The organism is Methylomonas sp. BW4-1 (genome assembly GCF_052474385.1).
Genome location: NZ_CP184125.1, coordinates 3,395,807 through 3,412,758, shown reverse-complemented (window position 1 = coordinate 3,412,758; position 16,952 = coordinate 3,395,807). Strand labels below are relative to the sequence as shown.

General features: G+C 55.3%; 14 protein-coding genes. 9 read left to right on the top strand and 5 right to left on the bottom strand.

Annotation, left to right across the window (positions count from 1 at the left end):
- Positions 1–2: 2 nt before the first annotated feature.
- On the bottom strand, positions 3–494 hold the full coding sequence (gene ilvN, locus ACH5Y9_RS15785; RefSeq protein ID WP_101051816.1) for an acetolactate synthase small subunit: 492 nt from the start codon (positions 492–494) through the stop codon (positions 3–5).
- On the bottom strand, positions 495–2,231 hold the full coding sequence (locus ACH5Y9_RS15780; RefSeq protein ID WP_445366770.1) for an acetolactate synthase 3 large subunit: 1,737 nt from the start codon (positions 2,229–2,231) through the stop codon (positions 495–497). It abuts the gene before it with no gap.
- 266 nt (positions 2,232–2,497) lie between these two features.
- Here ACH5Y9_RS15780 and ACH5Y9_RS15775 point away from each other — a divergent pair, with 266 nt between their 5' ends.
- The 8 genes from ACH5Y9_RS15775 (at position 2,498) to ACH5Y9_RS15740 (ending at position 13,530) form a co-directional block, all read left to right on the top strand.
- Positions 2,498–3,925, top strand: a complete 1,428-nt coding sequence (locus tag ACH5Y9_RS15775) for a DUF3375 domain-containing protein (protein ID WP_445366769.1) — start codon at positions 2,498–2,500, stop codon at positions 3,923–3,925.
- A 691-nt stretch (positions 3,926–4,616) separates the two neighbouring features.
- Positions 4,617–5,732 carry an N-acetylmuramidase family protein gene (locus ACH5Y9_RS15770; RefSeq protein WP_445366768.1) on the top strand — a complete coding sequence of 372 codons (1,116 nt, stop codon included), beginning with the start codon at positions 4,617–4,619 and terminating at the stop codon, positions 5,730–5,732.
- Positions 5,733–5,734: 2 nt separating this feature from the next.
- On the top strand, positions 5,735–6,331 hold the full coding sequence (locus ACH5Y9_RS15765) for an SH3 domain-containing protein (protein ID WP_171696299.1): 597 nt from the start codon (positions 5,735–5,737) through the stop codon (positions 6,329–6,331).
- 264 nt (positions 6,332–6,595) lie between these two features.
- A complete protein-coding gene (locus ACH5Y9_RS15760) occupies positions 6,596–7,228 on the top strand; it encodes a DUF4194 domain-containing protein (RefSeq protein ID WP_445366767.1) in 633 nt (210 codons plus the stop codon).
- A 229-nt stretch (positions 7,229–7,457) separates the two neighbouring features.
- Positions 7,458–10,835, top strand: a complete 3,378-nt coding sequence (locus ACH5Y9_RS15755) for an ATP-binding protein (protein ID WP_445366766.1) — start codon at positions 7,458–7,460, stop codon at positions 10,833–10,835.
- The gene (locus ACH5Y9_RS15750; RefSeq protein ID WP_445366765.1) at positions 10,832–12,040 is read left to right on the top strand and encodes a DUF3322 domain-containing protein; all 1,209 of its coding nucleotides are present in this window, start codon (positions 10,832–10,834) and stop codon (positions 12,038–12,040) included. Before ACH5Y9_RS15755 ends, ACH5Y9_RS15750 begins: the two co-directional genes overlap by 4 nt.
- A 2-nt stretch (positions 12,041–12,042) precedes the next feature.
- On the top strand, positions 12,043–12,843 hold the full coding sequence (locus tag ACH5Y9_RS15745; RefSeq protein ID WP_445366764.1) for a 4'-phosphopantetheinyl transferase family protein: 801 nt from the start codon (positions 12,043–12,045) through the stop codon (positions 12,841–12,843).
- A gap of 270 nt (positions 12,844–13,113) precedes the next feature.
- A complete protein-coding gene (locus tag ACH5Y9_RS15740) occupies positions 13,114–13,530 on the top strand; it encodes a hypothetical protein (RefSeq protein ID WP_445366763.1) in 417 nt (138 codons plus the stop codon).
- Positions 13,531–13,617: 87 nt separating this feature from the next.
- Here the strand turns inward: ACH5Y9_RS15740 and ACH5Y9_RS15735 are convergent, their stop codons facing one another.
- Positions 13,618–14,301 carry a response regulator gene (locus ACH5Y9_RS15735; protein WP_445366762.1) on the bottom strand — a complete coding sequence of 228 codons (684 nt, stop codon included), beginning with the start codon at positions 14,299–14,301 and terminating at the stop codon, positions 13,618–13,620.
- A complete protein-coding gene (locus tag ACH5Y9_RS15730) occupies positions 14,298–15,650 on the bottom strand; it encodes a histidine kinase (protein ID WP_445366761.1) in 1,353 nt (450 codons plus the stop codon). The genes ACH5Y9_RS15735 and ACH5Y9_RS15730 overlap by 4 nt, the downstream gene beginning before the upstream one ends.
- Positions 15,651–15,971: 321 nt before the next feature.
- Here ACH5Y9_RS15730 and ACH5Y9_RS15725 point away from each other — a divergent pair, with 321 nt between their 5' ends.
- Positions 15,972–16,484 carry a DUF2380 domain-containing protein gene (locus ACH5Y9_RS15725; protein ID WP_445366760.1) on the top strand — a complete coding sequence of 171 codons (513 nt, stop codon included), beginning with the start codon at positions 15,972–15,974 and terminating at the stop codon, positions 16,482–16,484.
- 70 nt (positions 16,485–16,554) lie between these two features.
- Here the strand turns inward: ACH5Y9_RS15725 and rpsI are convergent, their stop codons facing one another.
- Entirely contained in the window at positions 16,555–16,944 is a 390-nt protein-coding gene (gene rpsI, locus ACH5Y9_RS15720) for a 30S ribosomal protein S9 (protein ID WP_033158870.1), read from the bottom strand.
- Between the last annotated feature and the right edge of the window lie 8 nt (positions 16,945–16,952).

The window sequence follows — 16,952 nt, the reverse complement described above, 5'->3', positions numbered from 1 at the left end:
TGTTACAGGTGTAAGCCTTTCTCGCCACGGGAGATGCCGGTCGGACCGGAGCGCACCACTTCGATGATGCTGCCTTCTTCAAAACCGTGGATAAAGGCGTCCAGTTTGCTGGATTGGCCGGTCATTTCCACCACGTAGCTGTTGGCGGTGACGTCGATAATCTTGCCGCGGAAAATGTCCACCATACGCTTCACTTCTTCGCGGGTATCGTGGCTGGTTTTGATTTTTACCAGCATCAGCTCGCGTTCGATATGTGCGGATTCCGCCAAATCGATCAATTTGACCACGTCGATCAACTTGTTCAGTTGCTTGGTGATTTGCTCGATAATCTCGTCGCTGCCGCTGGTGACCAAGGTCATCCGCGACAGGCTGGAATCCTCGGTGGGGGCCACGGTCAAGGATTCGATGTTGTAGCCACGCGCGGAAAACAAGCCCGCGACGCGCGACAAAGCACCGGATTCGTTTTCAATCAGGATCGAAATGATGTGTCTCATTTATGACAACTCCCTGTCTACCGGGGTGCCGGGTGCGACGCGCAATTTCATGTCGTGATGGCCTTTGCCTGCTTCTATCATGGGGTAAACGTTTTCCGTGCGATCCGTGATGAAATCCAGGAATACGGTTCTGTCTTTCATAGCAAACGCCTTTTCAAGTGCACCGCGCACGTCCTCGGGTTTTTCAATCAACATACCGACGTGACCGTAGGCCTCCGCCAATTTAACGAAGTCGGGGATGGTATCCATGTAGGACTGCGAATACCGGCTTTGATAAGAGAACTCCTGCCATTGCCTCACCATGCCCATGTAGCGGTTGTTCAGGTTGATGATTTTCACCGGCGCGTTGTATTGCAGGGCAGTGGATAGCTCCTGGATACACATCTGGATGCTGGCTTCGCCGGTAATACAGGCGACATTGGCTTCTGGAAACGCCAGTTTCACGCCAATCGCCGCCGGCAAGCCAAAGCCCATCGTGCCCAGGCCGCCAGAGTTGATCCAGCGCCGGGGTTTGTCAAAGTGGTAGTACTGTGCGGCATACATTTGGTGCTGACCGACGTCGGAGGTGACAAAAGCTTCGCCGCCAGTCACTTGATACAACTGCTCCACGACATATTGCGGCTTGATGACGCTGCTGGTGCGGTCATAATCCAGGCAATGCACATCCCGCCAACTGCCTATCAATTGCCACCAGGATTCAAGCGCTGACTTCGACGGCTTGGTTTTGCTGTCTTTAATCAGTTCTATCATTTGCTCCAACACCGGTTTAACTTCACCAACGATGGGCACGTCGACTTTAACGGTCTTGGAAATCGAGGCGGGATCAACGTCGATATGGATAATCTTGGCGTACGGGCAAAACTCAGCCAGTTTGCCGGTGACCCGGTCGTCGAAGCGCGCGCCGACAGCGAGAATCACATCGCTTTCGTGCATCGCCATATTGGCTTCATAAGTACCGTGCATGCCCAACATGCCAACGAATTGCTTGTCGGTGGCAGGGTAGCCACCCAATCCCATCAGGGTGTTGGTGATCGGATAGCCCAGCAATTGGGTTAACTCGGTTAATTCTTTATGGGCTTCACCGAGAATCACGCCGCCGCCGGAATAAATCATCGGCCGCTGCGCGGTCAACAGCATATCTACTGCGCGTTTGATCTGGCCCTTGTGGCCGCTTACCACCGGGTTATAAGAACGCATGCTGATCTTTTTCGGGTACTTATAAGGCACCTTGATGTTAGGATCGGTGATGTCTTTCGGCACGTCGACCAATACCGGGCCGGGGCGGCCGGTGGTGGCGACGTAAAAGGCCTTCTTCATGGTTTCGGCCAAATCGTTGACATCCTTGACCAAGAAGTTGTGCTTAACGCAGGGCCGAGTAATGCCCACCGTATCGACTTCCTGGAACGCATCGCTGCCTATTACCGGCGACGGCACTTGGCCCGAGATAATCACCATCGGGATAGAATCCATATACGCGGTGGCAATGCCGGTGACGGCATTCGTCGCGCCTGGGCCCGAGGTGACCAGCACCACGCCCGGTTTGCCGGTGGCGCGCGCATAAGCGTCAGCTGCATGGGCCGCCGCTTGTTCGTGGCGGACCAGGATATGTTTCACTTCGTCTTGATGGAAAATGGCATCATAGATGTGCAAGACAGAGCCACCCGGATAGCCAAATACAAATTCGACACCTTCATCTTTAAGACATTGGACAAGAATATGTCCGCCACTGAGTTCCAATTTTACGTCCTCAAAAAACTAATCGATCGGGGGAAATGCAGATTTTACAAAAAAGGTTGGATAAGCTACTGTTTTTGACCCTTTTCGTCAAGGAAAACCAAGGATTTCACTTGGGTTTTCTTGCCTACAGATGGGTTTTTCCGTTGGAAATTCGCGCAAATTTACAATTGCCGGAGCGGGACAGCTGCGTTGTTTTAAAGTTTAAGCCACGGCAACGAGTGGCGAGCACATAAAGGATATTCAAACTGGATTACCGTACTCTCGATTTGCTCAAACAAAATCATCCGGCGTGGCGGCTACTTAATTCGCCGCATGCGCCACTAGTTGCCGGCTTTTTGAACCGGGTGTTTGTCATCCCAAACCAGCGCTTGATTGCCCAGGCCGATCTTGCCGAGGCCTTGGAAGACGAATTATTCGGCTTGCGTGAACAATTCGGTAACGACATCTTTCCGAAATCGGCGCTGGACTATCTCAATGATTGGGCCGGCAACGACAAGGGCTGGCTGCGCAAATTCTATCGCCAAGGCTCGGACGAACCCTATTTCGACCTGACTCCGCCCACCGAAAGAGCCATCGCCTGGTTGAGTAGCTTGACCGAACGCAGCTTCGTCGGCACCGAGTCGCGCTTGCTGACCTTGTTCGAACTGCTCAAGCAAATCAGCGCAGGCAGCGAAACCGATCCCGAGACCCGCATCGCCGAACTGCGCAAGCGCCGCGCCGACATCGACGCCGAAATCGCCAGAGCCGAGGCCGGCGAACTGGCCTTGCTGGACGACACCGCATTGAAAGACCGCTTTCTGCAATTCACCGCGCTGGCCCGCGAACTGCTCGGCGACTTTCGCGAAGTCGAGCATAACTTTCGCGGCCTGGACCGGCGGGTGCGCGAGCGCATCGCCTTGTGGGAAGGCGGCAAGGGCGAATTGCTGCAAGACATCATGGGCGAACGCGATGCTATCGCTGATTCCGACCAAGGCCGCAGCTTCCGCGCCTTCTGGGATTTCCTGATGTCCAGCCGGCGTCAGGAAGAATTATCGGCCTTGCTGGAAAAAGTGCTGGCCTTGCAACCGGTGGCCGAACTGCGCCCCGAAGCCCGCTTGCGCCGGGTACATTACGACTGGCTGGAAGCTGGCGAACACACCCAGCGCACCGTCGCCGAACTCAGCCGGCAACTGCGCCGCTTCCTCGACGACCAGGCCTGGCTGGAAAACCGCCGCATCATGGAAATCTTACACGGCATCGAAGCCAAGGCTTTGGCTCTGCGCGACGATCAACCGTCCGGCGAAGTGATGAGCATCGCCGAAGCTGCCGCCGACATCGAACTGCCGATGGAGCGCCCGCTGCATACGCCGACCGTCAAGCCGCGCATCGCTAGCCTGATCCCGGAAGCCGGCGACGACGACCTGGACGCCGCCGCGCTATTCTCGCAAATCGTCATCGACAAGGCGCAACTGGCCCGTCACATCCGCCACGCCCTGCAAGACAAACCGCAAATCACCCTGGCCGAACTCTGCCGTAGTCACCCCTTGCAACACGGTCTGGCGGAACTGGCCGCCTATCTGCAACTGGGCGGGGACAGCTTCAACACCACCGTCGACGAAACCGCCGAAGACGTCATCGTCTGGCAAACGACGGACGGTGAAGGGCGGGAAGTGAGCAAGCAGGCGCGCTTGCCGAGGGTGATTTTTGTCAGGTGACGCGAGCGGCACAGGATGTTCTTATCGAATACGGGGGGGCGGAAATCTTTCCAAAATTTAGGCATATGCTAGGATAGGTGGGTGCTACATGCTGGCAATTAGAGTGGTTGTAGACACAAATGTCCTGGTTGCCGGCTTGAGCGGGGGTAAAGGGCCAAATTGAGAAGTTCTTCGCCGCAGCCTCCAAGACGGTTTGCAGTCATCTAGTCCGCATCGAACTCTGTACGATGATCTGGCGGAAGCGGAACTCTGTCACTAGCTGGAAAGCCATCCCGGTGGGTTCGATGTCATCGTTTCCGCCGACACCTTCCTCTATTTTGGTCAACTCGAATCTTTGCATACCGCTGCCGCGATGAAACCGGCAGGAGTTTGGGGTTTAACTTGGAGCATGCTGTTGATGGTGCTCCGGCTTGCTTCGTGCGGTTTGACGTGCATGGGCGTTATGCTCACGGCAAGGACTATGTTGTGCACGCGCTAGCTTGGCTGGATTGAATAGTAACAGCCGCGGTGACGATCCTTCCGCAAAGAAGCCGTCGCATCGACACCTGGATTGCGGGTTTTGGCGGAAAAACCTGATTAAGGGCTGTGGTAGCGTGTAAATCTAAATTTAGCTGGAACGGGGGGCATCAAGGCAGGCAATCTAACTAAATACAAGATCGATAGTTCACCCATTAACTCGCAAGGAGAAATAATGAAGCGAAGAAGTACGAAAGAAAACCTTTTGAAGGCATCTGTGGGAGAAGGTGCAGCCAACGATCCCAAGGACGTCCTAATCGTCGAATATCTATTCAATATCTGCAACAGCGTCATTCGCCGGCCGTTTCCGGAATCCGGGCGTTGTTCCACTGATTTGATCATGGAAATTCGCCGCTATCAGCGCAACGAACTTAGATATCCTCATGCCGATGGGCGCGTCGATCCGGCGGGTAGAACTCTCCACGCCTTGGTCGAAAAGGCGCGGACGCTACGGCCTAAACGTACCGATCTGAACAAATCGTCGCGCCCCTATCTGGCCGGAGGTTCTTGGTGCGGTCCCAGTGGTGAGGTCGCCGGATTATTGGAATTCTTGGAATTTAAAAGACCGCCTGCCAGCCAGCAAACGCAAGAGCCCGGTACAGCGCACCGGGCGGTTGTTGATAGCTATTTGTCCTTGCGGGAGCGCGCTGCGGCCGGCAAGCTTCACCGTCTCAAAACGGCCGTCAATAGTGGCGGTTCATTTTCCAAGTTGACCGATGCGGATTTTCAGGCCGCGTTGGCGGCTCTGGGTAACGGCATTACCCTGGCCATGGTCAAGGCCTTTGCCGAAGTGGAGTCGGGCGGGAAAAGCGGATTCGGCCCCGCCGGCCTGCCGGTCATTGCCTTCGAAGGGCATTGGTTTAGGAAATTGACGAATAAGAAATACGACCAAACGCATCCCATGCTGTCTTACAAATATGTCAAGAAAGCGGGGCCGGAGTGGCAAGCCAATAATAAGGATCAGGAAACGGCCTGGAAAACCCTCAACGACGCCATCGCCTTGGATTCCGACGCCGCGTTGCAGGCTTGTTCGTGGGGTATGTTTCAAGTAATGGGCTTCAACTTCAAAGATTGCGGCTTTAGCAAAGTTGAGGACTTTGTCACATCCATGAAAGCGGGCGAACGCGGGCAACTCGATGCTTTCGTTGGCTGGTGCAAGGCCAAACCTGCTCGCTTACAAGCCCTTAAAGACAAGAAATTCGCGACCATTGCGACCTTATATAACGGAGAGGATTATGGAAATTATGATGTTTTGCTTGAACAAGCCTACAAGCGCCACGGGGGAAGCTGATCATGTTTAATCGTTTTGGTTTCATCATGGCAATATTGATGGCGACCGAAGTCGGAGCCGTCGAAACCAACCAATTTCACTCGGGTGTTTATGAGCAACTCCGCTTGGCGGTGGCGCCGGACGGCCAAATTACCGGTTACTATCGTGAAGAGCAAGGGGAAGGCGTGAGCAAAACCTGCAGCTTTTACCTGCGTGGACAATCAAATGGAGATTCGGCCTCGCTGACGACATGGAATGTTGATCACTTTCCCGGCGAACTCCGCATCCAGGCCGCCGGAGTCAATTTGAAGGTGGAGCACGGTAACGAACATCCAGGATGCGGAATGCTGTTGCCACCGGCCATCGAACAAGGCCTGAATTACGATAAGGTGACGGAAACCCAATGGACTGAGTTGAGGGTCATATCGAGTCCCAAGACTTACTTCCATTCCGAACCTAAGGCTGACGCCAAGCTCAAGTCTTATTTGGTGAAAGGGGATGTAGTTGGCGTGGTGGGTGCCGAGGGAGACTGGCTGCAGGTTGAGTACCCAGGGACAAAGAAAATGATCCGCGGCTGGATCAGTAACAGTGATTTAGCCGTATTTAAGTCAGGTCAATAGTCGTAGGCAAGATTCCCCTCTACGAGGCGGGTTTTGCTATCCAGCCATAAACATTTAAATATGGCCGAAGCAGCCATACTCGTTTACAGCCGGTTGAAAAACCCGTCTGAAGATTCATGGGGCTTTGTTTGTTAAGCGCGTAAAATTCCGTTTTTCCAGTCCAGTTGGTCATGGATAGTGGCATCAGCAGATTATCTCTGTTGGTTTTAGTTTTGCCCTAAAATACGCGCAATTCAACACCTGCTCAATCAATAAGAGATAAACATGACGGAAACCGACCTAGAGATGGCGCCGCAATACGACCTGTCGGCCTTGGTCATTCCGTTATTGAAAGGCGTGATCTACCAGGAAACCGACGGCGGTTTGTGGAACGCCTTGCTGAATCTGCAAGCCAGGGTGCGGGATTACGTGGCGGTGTTGGGTTTGGAATTGGTGTTGGATCAGGCCGAGGGTTATGCGTTTTTGCGTTCGCGCCAGACCGATGCCGAAGACGACGAAGCGGCCGCCAAGTTGCCGCGTTTGATCGCGCGCCGGCCGTTGTCGTTTCCGGTCAGCTTGTTGCTGGCCTTATTGCGCAAGCGGCTGGCCGAGTTCGACAGGGGCGGCGGCGAGACTCGGTTGGTCTTGTCGCGCGAGGACATCGTCGAGTTGATCCGGGTGTTTTTGCCGCCACGCAGCAACGAGGCGCGGCTGATCGATCAGATCGAAACTCATATCAACAAGGTGGTCGAACTGGGTTTCTTGCGCAAACTCAAGGCGGCTTCCGGGCAGTCGGCCAATTACGAAGTCAGGCGGATACTCAAAGCTTTTGTCGATGCTCAGTGGTTGTCCGAGTTCGACGCCCGGCTGGAGGAGTATCAAACGCAGTTAGTTAGCGGCGGGGAAGGCGGAGAGTGATTGTTCGTAGATTGATCCCCGCCGCTCTTTCTCGTCGGGACAATACCGTTAGGTATATCGTGGTTTATCCCCCTCTTTTTCAAAGAGGGGCTAGGGGAGATTTATTAAATAAATCCCCTTCGATCCCCCTTTTGCAAAGGGGGCGGCTCCTTAACCTAAGCGGCATTCGCGCAGGGAGGGAGTACGTCCATTCCGTTTTACATTGTCTCGACCAAAATTCCGCCGCGCCATGATCGCCACTAACGACCTGCAATTCTCCCTGGACTTCGTCGACGACGACGCCTTGTCCGGCTTTCGCTTGCAACGCCTGGAAGTCTACAACTGGGGCACCTTCGACGGCCGGGTTTGGGTCTTGCATTTGAACGGCCGCAATGCGCTATTGACCGGCGACATCGGTTCCGGTAAATCGACGCTGGTCGATGCGGTGACCACTTTATTGGTGCCGGCCCATCGCATCGCCTACAACAAGGCGGCCGGAGCGGACGCCAAGGAGCGCAGTCTGCGTTCCTATGTGTTGGGCCATTACAAATCCGAGCGCAACGAGGTCAGCGGCAGCGCCAAGCCGGTGGCCTTGCGCGGCGACAACAGTTATTCGGTAATCTTGGGCGTGTTCCACAACGCTGGCTACGACCAGACCGTGACCTTGGCGCAGGTGTTCTGGATCAGCGACCGCCAGGGCCAGCCGGCGCGGCTGTACGCCGGTTGCGAACGCGACTTGAACATCGCCGCCGACTTCGCCGATTTCGGCAGCGACATAGGCCAATTGCGTAAAAAGTTGCGCGGCCTGGGCGCCGAGTTGCACGACAGCTTTCCGCCCTATGGCGCCTGGTTTCGCCGCCGTTTCGGCATCGACAACGAGCAGGCGCTGGAATTGTTTCACCAAACCGTATCGATGAAATCGGTCGGCAATCTGACTGACTTCGTGCGCAGCCACATGCTGGAACCCTCCGAAGTCGCGCCGCGTATCACCGCGCTGATCAATCATTTCGATGACCTGAATCGCGCCCACGACGCGGTCCTGAAGGCCAAGCGGCAGTTGAGTCTGTTGACGCCGCTGGTTGCCGATTGCCAGCGTCACTCGCAACTCAACGAGCAAACCGAAACCCTGCGCGCCTGCCGCGAAGCCTTGCGGCCGTTTTTCGCGGGCCTCAAGCGCGGCTTGCTGGAAAAGCGGCTGGCCGGCTTGGACGAGGAATTGGCAAAACAGAGCGCCCAACTGGAGCGGTTGAATTTGCGCAAGCGGCAACAGCAACTCGACGAGCGCGAATTGCAGCGCAATATTGCCGCCAACGGCGGCGACCGCATCGCGCAATTGGGCCTGGAAATCGAGCGTTTGCAAGAGGAGCTGACGCGCCGCCGCGACAAGTCCGGCCGTTACGAACAGTTGCTGCAAAGCTTGGATTTGCCGGCGCCGCCAGACGATGAAGCCTTTCTGGCGCAGCAAATGCGTTTCGCCGAACTACGGGACATTGCGGCGGTGCGCGAAGCCGATCTGCAAAACCAGGCCAACGAAATCGGCGTGGCCTTCGCCCAAGGCCGTAGCGAGCACCAGGACTTACAAAACGAGCTGGCCAGCCTGAAGGCGCGGCGCAGCAACATCGAAGATACGCAAATCAAAATGCGCCAGGCGCTGTGCCGGTCGCTGAATCTGGCCGAGGACGAGATGCCGTTCGCCGGCGAATTGATCCAGGTGCGCGACGAAGACAAGGGCTGGGAAGGCGCCGCCGAACGGCTGCTGCGCAATTTCGGTTTGTCGCTGCTGGTGCCGGACCGGCATTACGCGGCGGTGGCTGATTGGGTGGAGCAAACCCATTTGCGCGGCCGCCTGGTCTACTTCCGGGTGCGGCCGGGCCAACGCGCCGAGCTGCCGGAACTACACCGCGATTCGTTGGCGCGCAAATTGGCGATTAAACCCGATTCGGCGTTTTACGATTGGCTGGAGCGCGAGATCGGCCATCGCTTCGACGTGGCCTGCTGCGCGACCCAGGAGCAATTCCGCCGCGAGCAAAAAGCCATCACCCGCGCCGGCCAGATCAAGGCGCCCGGCGAGCGCCACGAAAAAGACGACCGCCACCGCCTCGACGACCGCAGCCGCTACGTGCTGGGCTGGAGCAACGCCGCCAAGATCGCCGCGTTGGAGAACAAGGCCAAACTGCTGGAAAAGCAGCTAGCCGATTTGGCGGGCCGCTTGGCCGACATCGCCAAAGCGCAAGCCACGGTCAAGGCGCAATTGGAAACTTTGACCAAGCTGGGCGAATACCGCGATTTCCGCGAACTTGACTGGCAACCTTTGGCCGCCGACATCGCCGCGCTGGACGAAGAACGCCGGCAATTACAGGCGGCTTCCGATTTGTTGCAGCAACTCGGCGCACAACTGGCGGCGGCGCAAGCCGCGTTGCTGGAAACCGAGCGCGCCTGGAATGACAAAATCAAGGAAAGCGGCGCCACCGAACAGCGCAAACAGGCCGCCGAAGCGCTACTGGCGCAGACCGCCGACATCCTAAACGAAGCCGGCGACGCGCACGCCGCACAATATCCTGCTTTGGAAGCGCTGCGCGGCGAAGTGTTGGCCGAGCGGCAAGTCACGGTGGAGTCCTGCGACAACCGCGAACGCGAGATGCGCGATTGGTTGCAGACCAAAATCGAAAACGACACCAAAAGGCTCAATTACTTGCGCGACAAAATCATCGACGCGATGCGCGGCTATTGCGCGGCCTTCCCGTTGGAAACCCAGGAAGTCGATGTCGGCATCGCCGCAGCGCACGAATATCAAACCATGCTGCAAAGCTTGCAGGCCGACGACTTGCCGCGCTTCGAAGCCCGCTTCAAGGAATTGCTCAACGAAAACACCATTCGCGAGGTCGCCAACTTCCAGTCGCAACTGGCCCGCGAGCGGGAAACCATCAAGGAACGCATCGCGCTGATCAACGAATCCTTGACCCAAATCGACTACAACACCAACCGCTTCATCGTGCTGGAAGCGCAACCGACGCCGGACGCCGACGTCCGGGACTTTCAAAGCGAGTTGCGCGCCTGCACCGAGGGCGCGCTGACCGGCTCCGATGACGAGCAATATTCGGAAAACAAGTTTCTGGAAGTCAAAAAAATCATCGAGCGCTTTCGCGGCCGCGAGGGCCAGGCCGAGCAAGATAGGCGCTGGACCGCCAAGGTCACCGACGTGCGCAATTGGTTTAGTTTCGGCGCCAGCGAGCGCTGGCGGGAAGACGGTAGCGAGCACGAGCACTATTCCGACTCCGGCGGTAAATCCGGCGGCCAGAAGGAAAAACTGGCTTACACGATCCTGGCGGCCAGCCTGGCTTATCAGTTTGGTTTGGAATGGGGCGCGGTGCGTTCCCGCTCGTTCCGTTTCGTAGTCATCGACGAGGCCTTCGGCCGCGGCTCGGACGAATCGGCGCAATACGGTTTGCGATTGTTTGAAAAACTGAATCTGCAACTGCTGATCGTCACGCCGCTGCAGAAAATCCACATCATCGAGCCCTACGTCGCGGCGGTCGGCTTCGTCCACAACGAAGAAGGCCGTTCCTCCAAGCTGCGCAATCTGAGCATCGAAGACTACCGCGCCGAACGCGCGGCACGCTGCGGATGAGCAAGCCGGTCTGGACCTCGCCGGCCGAGTTGCGCGCCGAACTGGACAAGCGCTGGCGGCGCGGGCAAATCTTGACGGAAAGTCTCGTGCCCAGCGGATTGTTTCCGCTAAGCATTCCGTTAAAGTCACCCAGCCCGGCGCAACTGGCCGCCGATTTTTCTGCCGTGCAGGCTTGGGTGGAACATTGGTTGGCCGTCGAGGCCAAGCATTTTGCCGTCGAATGGCGCGACATCAATCATCGGCTGTCGGGGCGCAATCGTTTGCCGGCGGCGGTGGTTTTCGACAAGCCGGACGACGCGGCGGCGTATTTGAAACAAGCCAAGGAGTTGGCGGTTTTCGGGCAATTGGCGGCATCGCTGGTTGACGATTTCGCCGCACTGCGGCCTTGGTTATTGAAATATCCGTTACGTGCCTTGGAGCACGCCGACGAATGGCAAAAATTGTTGAGCGTGGCCGGCTGGGTCGTCGAACATCCGCAGCCAGGCATTTATCTACGCCAAATCAGCTTGCCCGGCATCGACAGCAAGTTCATAGAAAGCCGCAAGAAGTTGCTTGGCGAATGGCTGGATTTGCTGTTGCCGGCCGCAGCGATCGATTCCACGCAAACCGGCGTCGCCGGCTTCGAGTTGCGCTACGGCTTTTTGGCGAAGCCGGCGACGATTCGTTTCCGCTTACTGGATAGCCGGCTGCGGATTGCCGGCTTGAGCGATCTGACGGTGACCGCCGGGGAATTCGCGACTTTGAATTTGCAGGTCAAGCGGGTATTCGTCACCGAAAACGACATCAACGGCCTGGCGTTTCCGCCGTTTGCCGATAGCATGGTGATCTTCGGCCGAGGCTACGGCTTCGATGCCTTGGCGCAAGCCGAATGGGTGAAGGATAAGGACATTCATTACTGGGGCGACATCGACACCCACGGCTTCGCTATCCTCAGCCAGTTTCGCCAGCATTTTCCGCAAGCCCAATCCTTGCTGATGGACGAGGCCACTTTAATCGCGCATCGCTCGCAATGGGTCGAAGAAGCTAGCCCGATTAACGCCGAATTGGCTTATTTGACAGTGGACGAGGCGGCGCTATACGACGTGTTGCGGGATCATCGCTACGGTTGTAGGCTGCGCCTGGAACAGGAGTATGTCAGCTTTGCGTTACTGTCGGAACGGCTGGCGGCGCTGGATTTGCTAACGGCTGGCGGCGAGGGTACGTAGCGGTGAGTGCGTATTTCGTGGATGTTTGGCAAGGCCGGCTGAGCGTATCTGCCGACACATTAGCGCGATTGGCGTCGCGATTATCGGACGACGAAATGTTGAAGGCGCAAGCGTTCAAGCTTCCAACCTTACGTGATCGCTACGTTGCCACGCGCGGCATGTTGAGAGAAACGCTGGCCGGCTATTTGGCGGTCGATCCGGCGACGTTAAAATTCGTGTCCGGCCCCTACGGCAAGCCGGCTTTGCTTGATGAGCCTTTACAATTCAATATCTCGCATACTGCTGATTTATTGTTAATTGCTGTCGCTAATTTTGCTGACATTGGAATTGATGTGGAGACGGTTAAGCTGCGGCGCAATTTTGAAAATTTGGCGCAGCGTTGCTTTTCCGTGCGGGAGTATCAAGGTTGGTGCGAACTGCCGGTTGAGTGGCAGGCGGAAGCGTTTTATCGGTTATGGACCAAGAAAGAGGCCTTTGTCAAAGCAGTCGGTCGCGGAATTGCTTTGGGCTTGGAGCAATGCGAGTTTTTAGTGGAGGCGGGTGGGCAGTTGCGAACTATTCCCGACGAGTATGGTTCGGCCAGTGCGTGGCTGGTTCACGAATTGAGTGTTGCTGCTGTTAATTCGGCCCTTAGCGTTTCGTGTTCTGGCGGTGGCGCGAGTTTGGCACCTGAATTAGAGTTCGGATTTGGCGGTGATGACGGCTCTGAAGTATTGCAGAACCGAGTCGGCAACAACTGCGCGGCATTGGTTACGCCGGCCCGGTGCTATGCTTTACGGCGGTTGTTGCTGCAAGCCGATTGAGGCTTACTGAAGCCTCAATCGGCTTGCAGCGATCGAAAACCCTTTGTGGTTTGTCCCGTCTATGTGGTTGCATTTGCCGGCTATGTGGGTTTTATAACAAATATCTCTTCCTGTTATTAACGCGCCCCTCTGAATAATTGCCTTTGTTGAGCTACACACGGCGCCGGATTGCTCGCTAACAGCGGTTTGCCGGCTTTGTTGCTGTCAATTAGTAACTTGGAACGGGATTTGCTGAGTAGACTAAAAAACGGACTATTTAGTGAGGTTGATATGACTATACACATTGCATCCATGATGCCGGACCGCGCGCTTGACGAGAGTGTCATCGCCAAAGCTATTACGAAAATTGCCGTTGATTTGGCAAGATTTCGTGAGGAGCCGATACAAAAACGGACGCCGATCCTGGACTTGATATTTCTATTACCCAGCCGCCAGGAGAGGGCTGATTTCGAGGGCTTGCGTTTGCATTCGTTCGATAAAACCTCGCAGACTTTGCGGATAGAATGCGCCGTACCGGAAAAAATGGTGGCATCCACTCACGCGGAGCGTTTTGTTGTCGCGGTGATGATGGACACCATCGACGCCGCTGCCGAATTTTTCACCGAGCAGCGCATATTGTTTGATGCAGCCGGGCATTTGGCGTTGGCGGAGGCGCTGGTGGTGCGTGAACACTATGCGATCAATTAATCGATAACTGAGTTTATCGAAGGGCGTGCCCGTCTGGGCTTCGGCGAGCTCAGCGCGAACGGAATACCCGTGATAAATAACGCCGGGTCAATAGTGGCCTGCTTGAACTGGATCGGTCAAGTCCAGCAAGCTAACCACATTCAGTTTGATCGCTAACCGCGTCAACTCGATGTCGCTGTTCACTCCCAGCTTGTTTTTGATCAGGTAATGGCAGTTGCCGACGGTTTTCCGGCTAATGTTCAGCGTATTGGCAATGTCGTCTTGCGTGTTGGCTTCGACCAGTAGGCGCAGAATTTCGAATTCTCTGGCGGTTAAACTATTCAGTGCTATCGAATCATTGCCGAGTTTTTCCAATGCCAACGCTTGGGCGATGTCGGTGCTGAGAATGTGTTTGCCAAGATAGACGTGCCGTATCGCCTGCAACAGCAAATCCGGTGTGCTGCTTTTGGTGACATAACCCAAAGCGCCGGCACGGCAGGCTTGGCGGGCAAAGCTGGGGTTTTGATGCATACTGAAAACCAGTATCCTGGCTTTGTGGTCGCGTTGTTTGAGGCGGCCTATCAATTCCAGGCCGCTTGAGCCGGGCAGGGTTAAATCGGTTACCACCACGTCGGGTTGGCATTCCTTGTATAGGCAATAGGCGTCAGCGCCGTTCGCGGCTTCGGCAATGACCTTTAAGTCTGCTTGTTTGCTGATCAGCGAGCGGTAGCCCTCCCGCACTATTGCGTGATCGTCTACCAGCAAAATATTGATAGTGGTTTGCTTAATCATTGGGCGCTCTCCGGCTGCGCCGTTGGCAAGCGGGCTTCGATTATCAGACCATGCGGCTTGGCTATGCTTAAATTGAATTTGCCGTTTAAGGCAAGGATGCGTTCGCGCATGCCCAGCAAGCCTATGCCGTCGCCTGGCACAAACGGCAAAGTGATGGCGTTGCCGTTGTCTTGTATGGTGATCGATGTCTCGGTGCCGTTGATTGTTAGTGTAATGTCGGCTCGGCTGGCAGAGGCATGTTTGGCGATATTGCTGACGGCCTCTTGGGTGATGCGAAACAGACTGATTGCCAGCGATTCCGTCAACGTTCTGCAATCGCCGATGATGCGCAGGCTAAAGTGCGTCTTGCCCAGACGGTTCCAGCTTGCCACCAGGGTGCACAGGCTGGCGTCCAAGCCTAATTCTTCCAGCTCTGCTGGGCGTAAGCGAGTCAATAAGTTCCGCACACTTTGTTGCATGGCTTGGGTAAAGCGGGATATTTGCTCGGCCTCTGTGACTAACTCAGGACAATTTTGCTGCGCCGTTTGAGCGATGACCGTCGTGACGGCGTGGATTGCAGTCAAGCATTGGCCTAATTCGTCGTGAAGTTCCCGTACCAGGCAGCGGCGTTCCTCTTCCTGCAAGTTCATCAACATCACAGCCAGTTTTTGCCGTTCCGCTAAGAGTTGTTGCTGATTGTCGGCGAGTTGGTTGATTGCCGTGGCGGTGTGCCGCCATTCCACTAAGTCGAACGCGGGTAGCCGGAACGCCAAATCGCCTGTACTGAGCCGGTTTAATCCCGCCACAATAGTCTGAGCGGGAAGTAAGGCCCGGCTGATGGCCAAGTAAACCAGCAAGCAAACCGCTGTGATCGTTACCGCCGACAACGCCAGTAAATCTCGGACGTCGTCCCAAGCGCGGGTTATTGACAACTCTGCGCTAACCGAAACAGTTAATACGCCGTAAGCCTGGCCGTTGTAAGTTATCGGCCGCTGCCAGTCGAAGTTCGGTCCAAAAATTCGTCGATATAGTTCGGAAAAATACTCAGGATAGTGATGGGTGGACAAGTCGATGCCTTTGCAGTAGTTACGTATGGTTCTGCCGTCATTAGCCAGATAGTTGGCGCAAATGCCCGGTTCGCTAGCGGTCTGTTTCCATAAGTCAAAATCCGGGAAGGGGTTGGCCGGGTTTTCGCCCGCGCTGGCTTTGAATAACTGCAACTCCAGTTGTTTGCCCAGCGCGGCTAAAGTGTTTTGTGCTTGCGCTGCCGATTGTTGAGCGCTGCGATGCAGCACATAGGTCAGCGTCGCGAGTAAACACAGTAAGGCTACCCCCGCAATGCGGGTTAACAAATACAGTTTTAGATTCATGATCGATTCGTGGCGCGCTGATAGCCGGTGGATGTTGCTGAAAAGGCATTTTAGGTAGTTGAGTGGGTGCTGAATAGCTTGATAGCGAGATGCGGGCAATTTGCCCGAGTTTGCCGGGTGAATGTCGGCTTACGGGCGGCAGTTGCTTACTTAAGCTGAGATCCTCTAAATCGGCTTAATTGGGAGGCTCAACATGCTTAAAACAGTGACTGTCAGAAATATTATGGCTATACCGCGCGAAGCGGTATGGTCTGCGATGGCCGGTATTGGGGGTTTGGAGCGATGGTTTCCGGTGAGTCGTTATCTGAGTTCGGAGGTATTATGAATATTGTCAGCTTGATCAAATGCGTGTCGTTGGTTGTGGGTATGTCAGCCACAGAGGTCAACGCCGCGCCGCGGATAGCGGTTTTGGATTTTGAATTGAACGACATAACGTCGCTGCCGAACACGTCGACGGAAATTAGCCGTACTTCCAGTATGGCGCCTTTGTTGATGGCAGCCTTAAACCGGTCGGGTGCTTATCAAATCGTAGCTGTCGATGCGGAAAGTCAGAAAACCGCCAACAGCGGCTTCGGCTACTTGTTTCGCTTTCACGATTTGGCAGCAGACTTGGGGCAGCAGCGGGGCGCGGATTGGGTGCTGGTTGGTCAACATAGCAAACCGAGCTTTTTGTTCTCGTATCTGTGGGTATATTTGATCGACGTTAATAAGCGAGCGGCGGTAGCGCGTTATGACATCGAGTTGAAGGGTAGTCATCAGAAAGTCACTCAGCACGCTATCGATACCTTGGCTGGAAAGATCAGAGCTACGCTCGCCGGGTACAGCATCAATTAGTTTTACGGTTGCAATAGGCATAAAAAAAGCCGCTGAGTAGCGGCTTTTCTTTGTTCCCAATAAGAAACGTTTAACGTTTTGAGTATTGAGGACGTTTTCTGGCTTTGTGCAAGCCGACTTTTTTACGTTCAACTTCACGAGCATCGCGAGTAACGTAACCGGCTTTTCTCAATGGTGGTCTCAAGGCTTCGTCGAAAACCATCAATGCACGGGTCAGACCGTGGCGAATGGCGCCAGCTTGGCCTGAAGGGCCGCCGCCGGTAACGACGATGTTGATGTCGAAATCACCGGTTTTACCCAACAACTCCAAAGGTTGTCTGGCAATCATTTCGTCGGTTTTGCGGCCGAAATATTGTTCAACAGGGAGTTTGTTGATGGTGAATTTTCCTGAACCGACTGTGGCGTAGACGCGAGCGATTGCGCTTTTGCGACGACCTGTTCCGTAGTATTGAGCTGCCATAAACTATC

What these genes read in the sequence shown, in the direction of transcription:
- ilvN (WP_101051816.1), bottom strand. Translation starts at nt 494, where the DNA reads ATGAGACACATCATTTCGATCCTGATTGAAAACGAATCCGGTGCTTTG.
- ACH5Y9_RS15770 (WP_445366768.1), top strand. Translation starts at nt 4,617, where the DNA reads ATGAAGCGAAGAAGTACGAAAGAAAACCTTTTGAAGGCATCTGTGGGA.
- ACH5Y9_RS15765 (WP_171696299.1), top strand. Translation starts at nt 5,735, where the DNA reads ATGTTTAATCGTTTTGGTTTCATCATGGCAATATTGATGGCGACCGAA.
- ACH5Y9_RS15760 (WP_445366767.1), top strand. Translation starts at nt 6,596, where the DNA reads ATGACGGAAACCGACCTAGAGATGGCGCCGCAATACGACCTGTCGGCC.
- ACH5Y9_RS15755 (WP_445366766.1), top strand. Translation starts at nt 7,458, where the DNA reads ATGATCGCCACTAACGACCTGCAATTCTCCCTGGACTTCGTCGACGAC.
- ACH5Y9_RS15750 (WP_445366765.1), top strand. Translation starts at nt 10,832, where the DNA reads ATGAGCAAGCCGGTCTGGACCTCGCCGGCCGAGTTGCGCGCCGAACTG.
- ACH5Y9_RS15740 (WP_445366763.1), top strand. Translation starts at nt 13,114, where the DNA reads ATGACTATACACATTGCATCCATGATGCCGGACCGCGCGCTTGACGAG.
- ACH5Y9_RS15735 (WP_445366762.1), bottom strand. Translation starts at nt 14,301, where the DNA reads ATGATTAAGCAAACCACTATCAATATTTTGCTGGTAGACGATCACGCA.
- ACH5Y9_RS15730 (WP_445366761.1), bottom strand. Translation starts at nt 15,650, where the DNA reads ATGAATCTAAAACTGTATTTGTTAACCCGCATTGCGGGGGTAGCCTTA.
- ACH5Y9_RS15725 (WP_445366760.1), top strand. Translation starts at nt 15,972, where the DNA reads ATGAATATTGTCAGCTTGATCAAATGCGTGTCGTTGGTTGTGGGTATG.
- rpsI (WP_033158870.1), bottom strand. Translation starts at nt 16,944, where the DNA reads ATGGCAGCTCAATACTACGGAACAGGTCGTCGCAAAAGCGCAATCGCT.